Annotated in this window: 15 protein-coding genes; 9 read left to right on the top strand and 6 right to left on the bottom strand. The window is 70.5% G+C overall.

The window, feature by feature from the left end; genetic code table 11:
- The first annotated feature begins 156 nt into the window (after positions 1-156).
- The 5 genes from AB5J49_RS32455 to AB5J49_RS32435 all read left to right on the top strand — a co-directional run bounded on the left by AB5J49_RS32455 (position 157) and on the right by AB5J49_RS32435 (position 5,187).
- Positions 157-1,092, top strand: a complete 936-nt coding sequence (locus AB5J49_RS32455) for a cellulose-binding protein (protein ID WP_369172413.1) — start codon at positions 157-159, stop codon at positions 1,090-1,092.
- An 86-nt stretch (positions 1,093-1,178) separates the two neighbouring features.
- Entirely contained in the window at positions 1,179-2,153 is a 975-nt protein-coding gene (locus tag AB5J49_RS32450) for an ABC transporter ATP-binding protein (RefSeq protein WP_369172412.1), read from the top strand.
- Positions 2,154-2,155: 2 nt separating this feature from the next.
- Entirely contained in the window at positions 2,156-2,926 is a 771-nt protein-coding gene (locus AB5J49_RS32445; RefSeq protein WP_369172411.1) for an ABC transporter permease, read from the top strand.
- A gap of 123 nt (positions 2,927-3,049) precedes the next feature.
- A complete protein-coding gene (locus AB5J49_RS32440) occupies positions 3,050-4,321 on the top strand; it encodes an ABC transporter ATP-binding protein (protein WP_369172410.1) in 1,272 nt (423 codons plus the stop codon).
- Entirely contained in the window at positions 4,318-5,187 is an 870-nt protein-coding gene (locus tag AB5J49_RS32435; RefSeq protein ID WP_369172409.1) for an ABC transporter permease subunit, read from the top strand. Before AB5J49_RS32440 ends, AB5J49_RS32435 begins: the two co-directional genes overlap by 4 nt.
- Positions 5,188-5,206: 19 nt before the next feature.
- Here the strand turns inward: AB5J49_RS32435 and AB5J49_RS32430 are convergent, their stop codons facing one another.
- Positions 5,207-5,548 carry an ATP/GTP-binding protein gene (locus AB5J49_RS32430; protein WP_369172408.1) on the bottom strand — a complete coding sequence of 114 codons (342 nt, stop codon included), beginning with the start codon at positions 5,546-5,548 and terminating at the stop codon, positions 5,207-5,209.
- A gap of 223 nt (positions 5,549-5,771) precedes the next feature.
- Here AB5J49_RS32430 and AB5J49_RS32425 point away from each other — a divergent pair, with 223 nt between their 5' ends.
- Entirely contained in the window at positions 5,772-6,800 is a 1,029-nt protein-coding gene (locus AB5J49_RS32425; RefSeq protein WP_369172407.1) for an LLM class flavin-dependent oxidoreductase, read from the top strand.
- A 119-nt stretch (positions 6,801-6,919) separates the two neighbouring features.
- Here the strand turns inward: AB5J49_RS32425 and AB5J49_RS32420 are convergent, their stop codons facing one another.
- A complete protein-coding gene (locus AB5J49_RS32420) occupies positions 6,920-7,312 on the bottom strand; it encodes an SCO5389 family protein (protein WP_274243424.1) in 393 nt (130 codons plus the stop codon).
- Between the two features lie 265 nt (positions 7,313-7,577).
- Between AB5J49_RS32420 and nucS the strand changes: the two genes are divergently transcribed.
- A complete protein-coding gene (gene nucS / locus AB5J49_RS32415; protein ID WP_369172406.1) occupies positions 7,578-8,249 on the top strand; it encodes an endonuclease NucS in 672 nt (223 codons plus the stop codon).
- Between the two features lie 79 nt (positions 8,250-8,328).
- On the opposite strand, the gene AB5J49_RS32410 is transcribed toward nucS, so the two are convergent.
- From AB5J49_RS32410 to AB5J49_RS32395, 4 genes are all read right to left on the bottom strand, one after another.
- Positions 8,329-10,911, bottom strand: a complete 2,583-nt coding sequence (locus AB5J49_RS32410) for an ATP-binding protein (protein WP_369172405.1) — start codon at positions 10,909-10,911, stop codon at positions 8,329-8,331.
- 261 nt (positions 10,912-11,172) lie between these two features.
- Positions 11,173-11,496, bottom strand: a complete 324-nt coding sequence (locus AB5J49_RS32405) for an STAS domain-containing protein (RefSeq protein WP_030046661.1) — start codon at positions 11,494-11,496, stop codon at positions 11,173-11,175.
- A 213-nt stretch (positions 11,497-11,709) separates the two neighbouring features.
- On the bottom strand, positions 11,710-12,558 hold the full coding sequence (locus tag AB5J49_RS32400) for a 3-hydroxyacyl-CoA dehydrogenase family protein (protein ID WP_369172404.1): 849 nt from the start codon (positions 12,556-12,558) through the stop codon (positions 11,710-11,712).
- Between the two features lie 136 nt (positions 12,559-12,694).
- Positions 12,695-13,336, bottom strand: a complete 642-nt coding sequence (locus AB5J49_RS32395) for a TetR/AcrR family transcriptional regulator (protein WP_369172403.1) — start codon at positions 13,334-13,336, stop codon at positions 12,695-12,697.
- Between the two features lie 80 nt (positions 13,337-13,416).
- Here AB5J49_RS32395 and AB5J49_RS32390 point away from each other — a divergent pair, with 80 nt between their 5' ends.
- Both AB5J49_RS32390 and AB5J49_RS32385 read left to right on the top strand, forming a co-directional pair.
- On the top strand, positions 13,417-14,199 hold the full coding sequence (locus AB5J49_RS32390) for an ABC transporter ATP-binding protein (RefSeq protein ID WP_369172402.1): 783 nt from the start codon (positions 13,417-13,419) through the stop codon (positions 14,197-14,199).
- Positions 14,200-14,209: 10 nt separating this feature from the next.
- On the top strand, positions 14,210-14,959 hold the full coding sequence (locus AB5J49_RS32385; RefSeq protein ID WP_369172401.1) for an ABC transporter permease: 750 nt from the start codon (positions 14,210-14,212) through the stop codon (positions 14,957-14,959).
- The last annotated feature ends 10 nt before the right edge of the window (positions 14,960-14,969 follow it).

Here is a 14,969-nt window from a genome sequence, read left to right as displayed (position 1 = left end):
GGGGCCTTTGACCCAGTTTTTGGCAAGCCGTCCGACGGCTTGCCACTCAAAAGGGGTCTCATTCTCCAGATCAAACACGTATCCGCTCGATGACACACCGCTTCGGCCCCTAGGATTCCACTTATCACCTCACCGGTCTCATTCGACAGGAACCCCATGAGCGACACTTCCCCCTACGGCTTCGAGCTTGTGCGGCGTGGGTACGACCGCGCGCAGGTGGGCGAACGAATCTCCAAGCTCGTCTCCGACCGTGACAGCGCTCTCGCCCGCATCACCGCTCTGGAAAAGCGCATCGAGGAGCTCCACCTCGAAACGCAGAACGCCCAGGCCCAGGTAAGCGACGCAGAGCCGTCGTACGCCGGTCTCGGCGCGCGTGTCGAGAAGATCCTCCGCCTCGCCGAGGAAGAGGCCAAGGATCTGCGCGAGGAGGCCCGCCGCGCCGCCGAGCAGCACCGCGAGCTCGCCGAATCGGCGGCCCAGCAGGTCCGCAACGACGCAGAATCGTTCGCTGCGGAGCGCAAGGCCAAGGCCGAGGACGAGGGCGTCCGGATCGTCGAGAAGGCCAAGAGCGACGCCTCCCAGCTGCGTTCCGAGGCTCAGAAGGACGCGCAGTCCAAGCGCGAGGAGGCCGACGCTCTCTTCGAGGAGACCCGCGCCAAGGCCGCGCAGGCCGCCGCCGACTTCGAGACGAACCTCGCCAAGCGCCGCGAGCAGTCCGAGCGCGACCTGGCGTCCCGTCAGGCCAAGGCCGAGAAGCGTCTCGCGGAGATCGAGCACCGCGCGGAGCAGCTCCGCCTGGAGGCCGAGAAGCTGCGCACGGACGCCGAGCGCCGCGCCCGCCAGACGGTGGAGACGGCTCAGCGCCAGGCCGAGGACATCGTGGCCGACGCCAACGCCAAGGCCGACCGGATCCGTTCGGAATCCGAGCGCGAGCTCGCGGCTCTCACCAACCGCCGCGACTCGATCAACGCTCAGCTGACGAACGTCCGCGAGATGCTGGCGACCCTCACGGGCGCCGCGGTGGCCGCCGCCGGCACCCCGGCCGAGGACGAGCCGATCTCCCGCGGTGTCCCGGCTCAGCAGACCCGGTAACCGCTCGGCGTACGTCGTCTGAACATCCGCGAAGCCCTCTGTCACTCCGGTGGCAGGGGGCTTTGTGGCGTTTTAGCGTGGGCGGCATGATCGAGCTCGAGGGGCTGACCAAGCGGTACGGCGAGAAGGTTGCGGTCAACAACCTCACCTTCACCGTCAGACCCGGCACCGTCACCGGATTCCTCGGCCCCAACGGCGCCGGGAAGTCCACGACGATGCGGATGGTCCTCGGCCTCGACCACCCCACCGCAGGCGACGTCCGTATCGACGGCAAGCACTACGACCAGCTCAAGGACCCGCTGACCTACATCGGCGCCCTGCTGGAGGCCAAGGCCTGGCACGGCGGGCGCAGCGCCTACAACCACCTGCTGTGCCTCGCACAGAGCAACGGCATCGCGCGGCGGCGGGTTCGGGAGGTGCTGGAGACGGTGGGTCTCACAGCGGTCGCGCGCAAGAAGACCAAGGGCTTCTCGATGGGCATGGGACAGCGGCTCGGCATCGCGGGGGCGCTGCTGGGCGACCCGCGGATCCTGATGTTCGACGAGCCGGTCAACGGCCTCGACCCCGAGGGCATCCACTGGATCCGCAACCTGATGAAGTCCCTGGCCGCGCAGGGCCGCACGGTCTTCGTCTCCTCGCACCTCATGAGCGAGATGGCACTGACCGCCGACCACCTCGTCGTGATCGGCCAGGGCCGGCTTCTCGCCGACACGTCCATGGCCGACTTCATCGCGCGGAACTCGAAGTCGTACGTCCGGATCCGCACCCCGCAGCGGGAGCTGCTGCTTGACGTGCTGCACACGGCCGGGATCACGGCCGTGGAGGCGGGCAACGGCACGCTCGAGGTCGACGGCGGCAAGGCGGAGCAGATCGGGGAGCTGGCGGCGCGGCACGGGGTCGTGCTGCATGAGCTGAGCCCGCAACAGGCCTCCTTGGAGGAGGCGTTCATGCAGTTGACCGCGGAGTCGGTGGAGTACCACGCGCACTCCGCGGCGCCGGACTCCGCGGCGCCGCCTGCCGAGCGGCGGCAGCCGTGGGGCGAAGACTGGAGGAGGAGCTGAACATGGCAGCCACCCAGGTGATCCGCTCCGAGTGGACCAAGATCCGGTCCGTGGCCTCCACCGTGTGGACGCTCTCCCTCGCCGTGGTGGTCACGATCGCCCTCGGCATGCTGATCTCGGCCCTGTCGAAGCACGAGTTCGACCACATGAACCGGCGGGACCAGCTGTCCTTCGACCCGACCTTCATCAGCTTCGCCGGGATGACCCTCGGTCAGCTCGCGATGATCGTGTTCGGGGTGCTCGTCGTCTCGAACGAGTACAGCACCGGCATGATCCGCACCTCGCTGGCCGCCGTACCGCGCCGCGGCACCTTCCTGTTCAGCAAGATCGCGGTGGCGACCGGCCTCGCCCTCGTCGTCGGCATGGCCACCAGCTTCGTCACCTTCTTCCTCGGGCAGGCGATGCTCGGCGAGCACAAGGCCGCCATCGGCGACCCCGGCGTGCTGCGGGCGGTGATCGGCGGCGGGCTCTACATGACCCTCATCGCGATGTTCTCGATGGGCGTCGCCGCGATGCTGCGCTCACCGATGCTGTCGCTGGGCATCCTGATGCCGTTCTTCTTCCTGATCTCGAACATCCTGGGCAACGTCCCGGCCACCGAGAAGATCGGCCGCTATCTGCCCGACCAGGCCGGCAGCAAGATCATGCAGGTGGTCACCCCGGTCGACGACAGCACGCCGTACGGCCCCTGGGGCGGGCTCGGGATCATGGTGCTCTGGGTGATCGCGGCGCTCGCCGGCGGTTACGTCCTGCTGAAGCGGCGGGACGCATAGCGACGGCCGGCCGACCGAAAGCCTTTACTCACTCATGGGTGGAACCGTCAGCGCCCCGATAAGCTCCTAACCCTTACGGGGGCGTGCGCCCTGCTGTCCTGATCCTTTCGATGGGTGCGGAGCATGATCGAAGCAGTCGGCCTGACCAAGCGCTACGGCGACAAGACCGCTGTGTACAACCTGTCCTTCCAGGTGCGGCCCGGTGCCGTCACCGGCTTCCTGGGCCCCAACGGCTCGGGCAAGTCGACGACGATGCGGATGATCCTCGGCCTGGACAACCCGACCGCGGGCCACGTGAACATCGGCGGCTACCCGTATCGCAAGCTGCCCAACGCCCCCCGCCAGGTCGGCGCGCTGCTGGACGCCAAGGCCGTGCACGGCGGCCGGGCCGCCCGCAACCACCTGCTGTCCCTGGCCCAGCTGTCCGGCATCCCGGCCCGGCGGGTGGACGAGGTGCTGGGCGTGGTCGGCCTCCAGGACGTGGCCAGGAGGCGCTCCAAGGGCTTCTCGCTCGGCATGGGCCAGCGGCTCGGCATCGCCGCCGCGCTGCTGGGCGACCCTCAGGTGCTGCTGTTCGACGAGCCGGTCAACGGCCTCGACCCCGAGGGCATCCTCTGGGTGCGCAACCTGATGAAGTCGCTGGCGGCCGAGGGCCGGACGGTCTTCGTCTCCTCGCACCTCATGAGCGAGATGGCGCTGACCGCCGACCACCTGATCGTCATCGGGCGCGGGCAGCTGCTCTCCGACATGAGCGTGAAGGACTTCATCGCGGCGAACTCCGCGGGCTTCGCCCGGGTCCGTACGCCCGACACCGAGCCGCAGCTGCGCGAGAAGCTGGCCGGGGCGCTCACCGAGGCGGGCGGCCATGTGCTGCCCGAGCAGGACGGCGCGCTGCGGGTGACCGGGCTGCCGCTCCCCCGCATCAGCGACATCGCGCACGGCTCCGACGTACGTCTGTGGGAGCTGTCGCCGCACCAGGCCTCGCTGGAGGAGGCGTACATGCGGATGACGCAGGGCGCGGTCGACTACCGCTCGACGACCGACCAGAAGGAAGGGCTGAGGCAGCAGCTGCCGCCGGGCGCGCACCCGCCGATGCCGGTCCCGGGTCAGGGCCAGCCCGGCTGGTACGCCCCGCCGCCGCCCGAGCAGGGCGGGCAGCCGTTCCCCGCGCCGCAGGGCGGGCAGGGACCGTACGGCGCCCCTGGCGCGCCCGCTGCGGCGCCCGGAGCGGGTGCACCCAACCCGTACGCCCAGCAGGCCCCGCAGGCGCCCCAGGCCCCGGCACAGCCGCCTGCCGCGCCCCCGCAGGCCCCGGCCCAGCCGCCCGCCGCACCCGCCGCTCCCCCGGCCCCCGCCGCCCCTGCCGCCCCGACCAAGCCCGAGGACGCCCGATGAGCACGCCCCAGCCCCCGATGCCGCAGACCGCCGCACCGAACTGGCAGGCGGCGCCCGGCCCGTCGTACCCCACCTACACCTCGCCGATCCCCGTCGTGCGCACGCACCTCGGACACGCGCTCTCCTCGGAGTGGACGAAGATCCGCTCGGTGCGCTCCACGATGTGGACGCTCGGCGTGTTCGTGCTGCTCGTCGTCGGCATCGGCCTGGCGGCCGCCGCGCTGGTCGCCGGCAACTCCTCGGACGGCAGCCTGCGCGCGGAGAACCCGCTGTCGTTCGGCTTCTTCGGGCTGCTGCTCGGCAGCATGTGCATCATCACGCTCGGCGTGCTGACCACCGCCTCGGAGTACGGCACCGGCATGATCCGGACCACGATGACCGCCTGCCCGACCCGCGGCCGCGTGCTGGCGGCGAAGGCGATCGTGTTCTTCGTGGTCGCGTTCGTGGTGACGCTGGCGTCGGCCGGCCTGGTCGCCCTCGCTGACGTGGCCATGCTGGACGCGCGCGAGCCCACCGGCCAGGAGTGGCTGAAGGGCACGGTCGGCATCTCGCTCTACATCGCGCTGCTCGGCCTGCTCTCGCTCGTCGTCGGCTCGATCATCCGCCACTCGGCGGGCGCGATCACGATCATGATCGGCGTGCTGCTGGCCCCGCTGGTCATCGCGCTGTTCATGTTCTCGGAGTCGCTGCAGGACCTGCAGCAGGCCCTGTTCGAGTACTCGATCCCGAACCAGCTCAGCGTCTTCTACGAGCAGTCCCTGAGCGAGTCCGGCCCGTCCGGCTGGGACCCGCTGTGGATCATGCTCGGCGTGACGGCCGCCGCGTTCGCCGGCGCCTACGCCCTGCTGGAGAAGCGGGACGTGTGATCCGGCCCGGCCGCAACCTCTAGAACTTCGGCGCGTTACGGGACCGCTGCACCCGCGTGGTGCGGCGGTCCTTCGCGTTCCAGCACGACCTGTGCCAGTGGCGGCGGTCGTCGACGCCCGCGTGGTCCGGCCAGGCGACCACGTGCGGGACGCCGTCCGGGATCATCTGGTCGCAGCCCGGGCAGCGGTACGCCTTGCCCTGCGCGCTCGCGCCCGCCACATGCCGTACGTTCCAGTCCTCGCCCCGCCAGTTCTCGGCCGACTGCCAGCCGCCGTAGCGACCGGGACGGTCGACCTCGGCGCTCTGTCCGGACGAGGCAGCTCCTTTAGGGCCGTTGGGTCGGTTGCGACGCGGGGACACGGAACACCTCTCGGGGCTATACAGGATGGACGGGGCATGTCCAGCCTACGCGGCAGGGACAGGGGTAGCCGTACGGCACCAACCCCCACAAGTCCCTCGCTCCGGCGCTCGATTCTGCAGACAATCCGCAAATCTCTTCGCCAAGCCGTGTCCTCGGCACGTGTCAGACGGTTATGCCCGGTGGGGGAGCTCCGCGTCGGAGCCAAGGAAGCAGGAAAAGGCAATGCACGTAGGAAGTTTCGTGTTGGCGGCCCGGTTCCCGGGGCAGGGCGACGGGGAGGCGCTGCACCGCGCGGTCCGCTCCGCCGAGGTCGCCGAGGAAGCGGGGCTCGACACGGTCTGGCTGGCCGAGCACCACTTCGTGCCGTACGGCACCTGTCCGTCCGCGATCACGCTGGCCGCCTTTCTGCTCGGCCGCACCGAGCGGCTGCGGGTGGGCACGGCGGTCAGCGTGCTGCCCACCGCGCACCCGGTGGCCCTCGGCGAGCAGGCCGCGCTGCTGCACATCACCTCCGGCGGGCGGTTCTCGCTGGGCGTGGGGCGCGGCGGGCCGTGGGTCGATCTGGAGGTGTTCGGCTCGGGTCTTCAGGCGTACGAGGAGGGGTTCCCGGAATCACTCGATCTGCTCATGCGCTGGCTGCGCGAGCCCTCGGTCGCGGCCGCCGGGGACCGTTTCGGCTTCCGTGAAGTCCCCGTCGTACCGAGGCCGTCGGAGTGCCTCACGGACGCCGAGGGGCCCGAGGTCGTCGTCGCGTGCACGTCACCGGCGAGCGTGCGCCTCGCGGCCGAGCGCGGGCTGCCGATGCTGCTGGGGATGCATGTGGGCGACGAGGAGAAGGCCGAGATGGTCGCCCGCTGGCGGGAGCACGCCCGCGCGGCCGGGCGTCCGGCTGAGGAGATCCTCGGCGCGGCCCATGTCTCGGCCGGCGTCTGCCAGATCGCGGACCGGCGCACGGACGCGGTCGAGACCCTGACGAAGGCGATGCCGGGCTGGCTCCGGCAGGGCCTGGAGGCCCATGTGACGGTGGACGGCCGCCATCGCGCGATGCGCGACCCGCTGGCGTACACCGAACTGCTCTGCGGGCTGCACCCGGTGGGCACCCCGCGCCTGTGCGCCGACCGCCTGGCGGCGACCAGCGAGCGGACCGGGATCTCCCGCTTCGCCCTGCTCGTCGAGGGCTCGGGCGATCTGGCGGCGACCGAGGAGAACGTACGACGCCTGGGCGCCGAAGTACTGCCGCAACTCGGCTGAACCGCCCCGCCGAGGATGCACGGCCGCGTCACACCGGAAGACCCGGTCCGCCGGAGGGCTTGCCGCCCCGTACTGAATGCACCTCCCGCGTAAGGAGCGGCAAGCAATGGGTCACTGCGTCAGCAGTCCCTGAATTCCGGGGACTGGTTCAGCACCTGACTGCGGACCGAGGTGAAGCGGGCATGCGTCTCGTCGACCGAGACGTCAAGCGGGAACACCGCCACCCGGTGGCAGTTCTGGAAGGCCAGTCGCACCCCGAAGTGCCGCTGCAGCGCGCCGCGTATCGCGTCACTCGCAAGCGCACGCAGCAGCTGGCCACGTGCCTGCTCGTCCGGCGGAGGCGTCTGGTTGTCGGCGAACTGACCGCCGTCGACCTTCAGCTGAGCCACCAGGGAGCTGATCATCTCCCATGCATAAGGCAGGGAGGTCCGGACGCAGTCGACGAAGGCGGCTTCGTCGACCTCGCCTCGCTCGGCCTGTTCGAGTAGGGCCGGTGAGACGTCGAGCGACATGGGTTCTCCTCTCGCACCCCCAGAACACCAGGGGTTGCCGGACAGATAAGGGAGTTCGCGATACCGGACACTCTGCGTACACGCCTCGCGACCTCCCGTTTAATACGGTAGGCAACAGACGGTGACGGCACCAGGAGAATGCGTACATGGGCGGTCCTCGTTAGGCACACAATCGGCCAGAAATGAACAGGGGCAGTCCGGGGTCATACGGACTCCCCCAGGGCGAATCGCGTCGACCCTGGCCCGTCGAGTAGCGTTGCCGACCATGCGTCTCGTCATTGCCCGATGCTCCGTCGACTACGCGGGCCGGCTCACCGCCCACCTGCCCTCGGCGCCCCGTCTGATCCTGGTCAAGGCGGACGGCAGCGTCTCGATCCACGCGGACGACCGGGCCTACAAGCCCCTGAACTGGATGTCGCCGCCCTGCACCCTGAAGGAGGGGGACGGGGAGCAGCAGGACGTCTGGACGGTCACCAACAAAGCGGGCGAGAAGCTCATCATCACCATGGAGGAAGTCCTCCACGACTCCTCGCACGAACTCGGCGTGGACCCCGGTCTGATCAAGGACGGTGTGGAAGCGCACCTCCAGGAACTGCTCGCCGACCGCATCGAAACCCTCGGCGAGGGCTACACGCTCATCCGCCGCGAGTACATGACGGCCATCGGGCCGGTCGACATCCTGTGCCGGGACGCCGAGGGCCGGACGGTCGCCGTCGAGATCAAGCGGCGCGGCGAGATCGACGGCGTGGAGCAGCTCACGCGCTATCTGGAGCTGCTGAACCGGGATCCCCATCTCGCGCCGGTCCGGGGCATCTTCGCGGCACAGGAGATCAAGCCGCAGGCCCGGGTCCTCGCCACGGACCGCGGCATCGGCTGCCAGGTCCTGGACTACGACGCGATGCGCGGGATCGAGGACGACAAGTTGCGGTTGTTCTGACGCGCCGTTCCGAGCGGTTGTACGACGACGAGGGCCGGGTCCACAGGGTGGACCCGGCCCTTCTGTCTCGATCAGTGCGTCAGATCACCGCGTCGGCGCTGCTCGGCGTACCCGCGTCGGTGCTCTGCGGGGCGCTCGCGGAACTGGTGGTCTCCGTCGGGCCGGACGGGGCCGGACCGCTGGCCGACGTGGAGGTCGAGGGGGATTCCGTCGGTGGCGTCGTCGGATCGTCCGTCGGCGGGGTCGTCGGATCGTCGGTCGGCGGGGTCGTGGGGTCGTCCGTCGGATCGTCGGTCGGCGGGGTCGTCGGGTCGTTTGTCGGCGGCTTGGTCGAGGACGGTGGCTTCGTCGACGACGGTGGCTTCGTCGACGAGTTCGAACCGCCGCCCGAGCCCTGCGTACCGGTCGGGTCGTCCGACGGCCCCGCGGTATCCGTGGGGGTCGGGTCGTCCGACGTGCCGTACGTGCCGTCGGGACCCGGGTCCGTCGGGCGGCTCGTCGGGGTACCGGTGTCGCCGGAGCCCTCGTTGTCGCTGCCCTCCGCCTTGTCGGCGCCGAGGCTGTCGTCGCCGACCCCCTGGCTGGCGGACGGGTTGACGCCGACCTGGGTGGACGGGGTCTTGGAGTCGTTGTCGGAGGTCGCGCCGAGCGTCACCACCGTGCCGAGCACGGCCACGAGCAGCGCGCCCGAGCCGGCCGCGACGAGGTTGCGCCGGGCGAAGCCCCGGACGCCGCCGCGGACCTTGTGCGAGGTCGCCGAGGACGACGGCGAGGAGGGCGACGACGCCCGGTGGGTGACCAGCGTCGTGGCGTCCCCGCCGGGCGGGAAGACGGCGGCCGGCACGCCTCCCGGAGGCGACTGCGACTCCTCGTACCGCGCGTCCGACACCTCCTCCCCCGCCGTGGCGCCGAACGCGGCCACCCCCGGCGTCGTACCGGAGCGGTCCGAGACCAGGGCGAGGGCGCGGCGGGCCGCGACCGTGCCGCGCTTGTCGGCGAGGGCGCCGCGCAGGCCGATGGAGGTCTCCAGCTCGGCGCGGGCCCGGTCCAGCCGGCCGCCGCAGAGCGCGAGGACGCCCAACTCGTGGTGGAAGTAGGCCTGTTCGGATACGTCACCGGCGAGGCGAGCACCCTCGGCACCCGCCCGCAGCGCCCGCTCCCAGGCGCTCCAGTGCAGCCCCGCGGCGAACGCGGGCGCGGCCGTACGGGCCAGCTGCACGGTCGGGCTCTCCTCGCCCTCGGCGGGCGGCGTGGTATCCGGCACGAGCACACCCAGCGCGGCGAGCACGGCGTCCGCCTCGGCGCACACGCGCTCCGGCGTGACCGAGGGGTGCCCGGCCCACCAGGCGTAGTGCCGGGCGGCGGTGCGGGCGTCGTCCTGGACGTCCTCGGCGTATCCGACGGCCTCCAGCTGGGCCTGTACGCCCGCGGCGAGCCGGTAGCGGGAGCCGACCGGCGAGACCAGCCCGCAGTCGACCAGCTCGCCCAGCGCGGCGTCGGCATGGGTGTCACCGACCAGCGCCGGCAGATGCGCCTGGTGCGGCACCTCGCCGCCGAGCGCGACGGCGAACTTCAGGGTGGCGCGGGCCAAGGCGCTGAGCCGCGAGGCGAGCAGCGGCGCAGGCCCGCCCGCCTCACCGAGCGACGGCAGCGGCACCTCCTCGCGGCCGGTCTCGCCGCCGAACGGCGCCTCGAAGGGCGCGTCGACGGGGGCCGCGTCCTCGAAGACCCCGAACTCCTCGACGGCCTCCTCGCCGGCCCGCAGCAGGTCCCGCTGCCGCAGCAGCGCCCCGGCCTGGACGAACCGCAGCGGCAGGCCCTCCGACTCGAACCACAGGTCGCCCGCCCAGTTCAACTCGTCCTCGGTGAGGACCCGGCCGACACCGCGCTCCAGGAGCTCCACGCTCGCGGCACGGTCGAGACCGCCGAGGGCGACGTCCTCGATGCCGGAACCGGCGGACGGCGGGGGCACCTCGGGCGTGACGCCCATCACGAAGGCGCACTCGGGGGTCGCGTCCAGCAGCTCGTCGAGCGCGGCACCGCCGAACTCGAGGTCGTCCAGGACCACGACGGCGCCGATGTCACGGACGAAGGTGAGCAGTTCGTCCGGTTCCGGGCGATGCAGGGGGGCGCTGTAGACGGCGTAGAAGAGGTCGTACAGCAGGTCGGCGGGCGTGCGGTGGAAGCCGGTGAGGCGGACCACGCCGTCGGGCGCGAGGTCCGCGCAGTCCTCGGCGACGAGGTCGAGGAGGCTGGTGCGGCCGGCGCCCGGGGAGCCGACGAGACGTACGGAGCGGCCGCGGGCGAGCAGCCGTACCAGCTCCTCGCGCTCGTCCTGGCGGGCCGGCAGCGGCTGGGCGGTACGGGCCGGGCCGGGCGGGACGGGCGGCTTGGCGGCGCGGTCGACCTCGGCGCGGTCGGCCGGGGTCAGCTTCTCGGGCCGCGCGGGACGCTCCGCGGGCGGGCAGGCCTCGATCTCGCTGCCGTCGACGGGGTTGACGGTGAGCAGGAAGTCACCCGAGACCAGTTGCACCGTGCGGGCGAGTGCGGGCGCATGCTGTCCGAAGTCGGTTGTGAGGGGATCCCTGGGCGGGCGCTGACGCGACGCCTGGCCGTCGCCGTCGTGTCCGTACTCCTCGGATCCCCGGTTGTTCGGGTCCATAGCTTCAAGCCCCCCAAAAGCGTCGTGTGCTGCGGGTCCTGGCCCCTCCCGGCCTTTGCACACCGCGCTGTCGCTTCTGGTCCGGGCCCGCTCGAAGGGGTTTGTCTGGTCGGCGGGCAGCCGAACCCTAAACCTTCGCACAGTATCTACGACAGGTCGGGGTACCGCGCCGCCCGAGACGTCACAGTCTCGTGAGGATTGTGCCCGACGTACGCTTCGCAGACGAAACGCCCGACTGTCCCGCCCCACCCGTGCCGGGTGTCACACCCGGGGCAGGGACTCCACCCCGATGCCGCCCTCGATCGCCAGGATCCGGTGCAGCCGGGTGGCCACCAGCAGGCGCTGCATCTGCGGCGGTACACCGCGCAGCACCAGGCGCCGGCCGCAACGGCCGGCCCGCCGGTGGGCCCCCATGATCACCCCGAGTCCGGTGGCGTCCCAGGAGTCCAGCTCGGACAGGTCGAGCACCAGATCGCCGACTCCGTCGTCGACGGCCGAGTGCAGAACCGTACGGGCGTCCGCCGCGCTGCGGACGTCGAGGACGCCCCCGACGACCAGTTCGGCGTGGTCGCCCCTGATGTGCATATGCGCTCTCCAAGCGTGCGTTCGTGCTCCGCGATGCGTTGTCTGTGCCTGTGGCTGTGGCTGTGCCTGCGTTTGCTATGAGTCTTCGCTGTGACAGGTGATGCAACCTCTGACTGCGTTGAGCGGTCAGAGGTTGCCGTCTGTAAGCGAACCGATACCGAATTCACCCCATCGCGTGATGGGCGCGGGGGCTGTGCGGTGGTCTACGAAACCTCAGTAGCTGTAAAAGCCTTGCCCGCTCTTACGGCCGATGTCACCCGCGTCCACCATCCGGCGCATCAGCTCCGGCGGAGCGAACTTCTCGTCCTGGGACTCGGTGTAGATGTTGCTGGTGGCGTGCAGCAGGATGTCGACGCCGGTGAGGTCCGCGGTGGCGAGCGGGCCCATGGCGTGACCGAAGCCCAGCTTGCAGGCGAGGTCGATGTCCTCGGCGGTGGCGACGCCCGACTCGTACAGCTTGGCGGCCTCGACGACGAGGGCCGAGATGAGACGGGTCGTCACGAAGCCGGCGACATCCCGGTTGACGACGATGCAGGTCTTGCCGACGGACTCGGCGAACTCCCGCGCGGTGGCGAGGGTTTCGTCACTCGTCTTGTAGCCGCGCACCAGCTCGCACAACTGCATCATCGGGACCGGCGAGAAGAAGTGCACGCCGACGACCCGTTCGGGGCGCTCGGTGGCCGCCGCGATCTTGGTGATCGGGATCGCGGAGGTGTTGGAGGCGAGCACGGCGTCGTCCCGCACGATCTTGTCGAGCGCGCGGAAGATCTCGTGCTTGACCTCGAGCTTCTCGAAGACGGCCTCGACGACGACGTCCGCGTCGGCGACGGCGTCCAGGTCGGTGGTCGCGGTGATACGGGCGAGGGCGGCGTCGGCGTCGTGCGCCTCCAGCTTGCCCTTGCTGACGAATTTGTCGTACGACGCCTTGATGCCGTCGGTGCCGCGCTTCAGCGCCTCGTCGGTGACGTCACGCAGGACCACGTCCCACCCCGCCTGAGCGGAGACCTGGGCGATCCCGGAACCCATCAAGCCGGCGCCGATGACGGCAAGCTTCCGTGCCACTGTTGCGACTCCCCTTTGAAACGCCTTACACCCTGTTTAGGTTGCCTCTTCGGCGGACCTTAGCGTTCGTGAGGGACTGTGTGACCGGTTAGTAACGCGAGTCACGTCTCATCTGACGGACATCACACCGGCACGGTCATTGCGCGCCTCGGACGGCGTAGTTGAGCACCTTCTCACTCAACAGCTCCTCGATGTCGTCGAGAAGCACGAGCACCTCACGTGATACTTCGTCCGGATTGCGCCCCTTGAGCATCTCGCGGCCGACGGTGACGAAGACCGTCTGATGACACCAGGAGATCTGACCGGCGATCAGACCCGGGAGCGGGTCGCCGTCGGGCGCGCCGGCCTCCTCGCGGAGGGTGGCTTCGAGGTGGTCGTGGATCTCCTGCTGCAGACTCCACAGCCGGGAGCGCAGCGGCGGCGCCTCGTGGATGACGCGCATGAAACGGTCGTAGCCCTCCATGAGGCCGATCCGCGGCGAGACCGCCTCGACCTCGGCGCGCAGCTCGCGCAGCACGGCCCGGGCGGCCGACTCCCCCTCGTCCCGGCCGCGCACCCAGCGGGAGAGCTGCTCGACGACGCCGGCGGAGCGGTCGAAGAAGAGGTCCTCCTTCGCCGGGAAGTAGTTGTAGACGGTGTTCACGGAGACATCCGCGGCCTCGGCCACGTCCGCGATGGTCACCGCCAGGAACCCGTGCTCCAGGAACAGCCCGGTGGCGATGTCCGAGATGCGCTGTCGCGTCTCGCGCTTCTTCCGTTCCCTGAGCCCTTCAGCCATGGTCCACATCCTAACTTCGTTGGACCCTCTGAAACTTTGGGGTCATTGCAAAATTTAAGAGACTCTGTTTTTCTGGAGCCATGCCCATCATCAGTACGGCCGGACTGGCCCGTACCTTCCAGACCAAGCTCGGCCCGGTCCAGGCCGTGCGCGGCATCGACCTGACCGTCCGCGAGGGCGAGATCCTCGGCTTCCTGGGACCGAACGGGGCCGGCAAGACGACGACCCTGCGGATGCTGACGACTTTGCTGGCCCCCACCGGAGGCGCCGCGACCGTCGCGGGCTGCGATCTCGCGACCGACCCCGCCGGGGTGCGCCGGGCCTGCGGGTACGTGGCCCAGTCGGGCGGCGTCGATCCGCAGATCACCGTGCGGGAGGAGCTGGTCACCCAAGGCCGCCTGTACCGCCTGACCAAGCCACAGGCGGCCGAGCGCGCCGCGGAGTTGGCCCGCGACCTGGGCCTGATCGGCCTCCTCGACCGCAAGGCCGGCGCCCTCTCCGGCGGCCAGCGGCGCCGCCTCGACATCGCGATGGCGCTCACCCACCGCCCGAAGGTCCTGTTCCTCGACGAGCCGACGACCGGCCTCGACCCCGGCAGCCGGGCCGACCTGTGGGACCTGATCCGGCGCCTGCGCGACGAGCACCGCACGACCGTCTTCCTGACCACGCACTACCTCGACGAGGCCGACGCCCTCTCCGGCCGCCTGGTCGTCGTCGACAAGGGCGTGGTCGTGGCGGAGGGCACGCCGAGCGCGCTGAAGCTGCGGTACGGCGGCTCGATCGACGCCTCGCTCCAGGACACGTTCCTCGCCATCACCGGCCGCGGCGCCACGCCGGCCGACGCCGCCCCCGTAGCCGTATAGGAATCCCCGGATGCTGCTTCACGACACCGCGCTGATCTACGGCCGCTACCTGCGCCAGTCCCTGCGCTCCCGCTTCGCCCTGCTCTTCGGCGTGCTGATGCCGCTGCTGTACCTGCTCTTCTTCGGTCCGCTCCTCACCGATCTGCCGCTCGGCGGAGGCGGCAGCTCGTGGCAGGTGCTGGTGCCCGGACTGTTGCTCCAACTCGGCTTGTTCGGGGCGTCGTTCGCGGGCTTCGCGATCATCATCGAGACCGGTCAGGGCGTGGTGGAGCGAATGCGGGTGACTCCCGTCAGCCGCCTGGCCCTGCTGCTGGGGCGCGTTCTGCGCGACGCCACCGTGTTCGTCTTCCAGGCGGTGCTGCTGGTGCTGGCGGCACTGGCGATGGGGCTGCGGGCTCCCGTGCCCGGCGTGCTGATCGGCTTCGCGTTCGTCGCGCTGCTGACGGTTTCGCTGGCCTCGCTGTCGTACGCGCTCGCCATGAAGGTCCGCACACCGCAGGAGTTCGGCCCGGCGGTCAACGCCATGACGATGCCGATGATGCTGCTGTCGGGCCTGATGCTGCCGATGACGCTGGGACCGGCGTGGCTGGACGTGCTGTCGCACTTCGTGCCGTTCCGCTATCTGGTGGACGCGGTGCGGGACGCGTACGTCGGCTCGTACGCGACGGCGCACATGCTGTACGGCGTTCTGGTCGCGGTCGCCTTCGCCGCGCTGGCCGTGACGGTGGGCACACGCGTGTTCCGAACCGCCGGAGCGTAACTACGCTGGC

This window comes from Streptomyces sp. R28 (genome assembly GCF_041052385.1).
In the GTDB taxonomy this organism is placed as follows: domain Bacteria; phylum Actinomycetota; class Actinomycetes; order Streptomycetales; family Streptomycetaceae; genus Streptomyces.
Note: the sequence above shows the minus strand (reverse complement) of the source record. Positions and strands in the feature narration are given on the sequence as shown.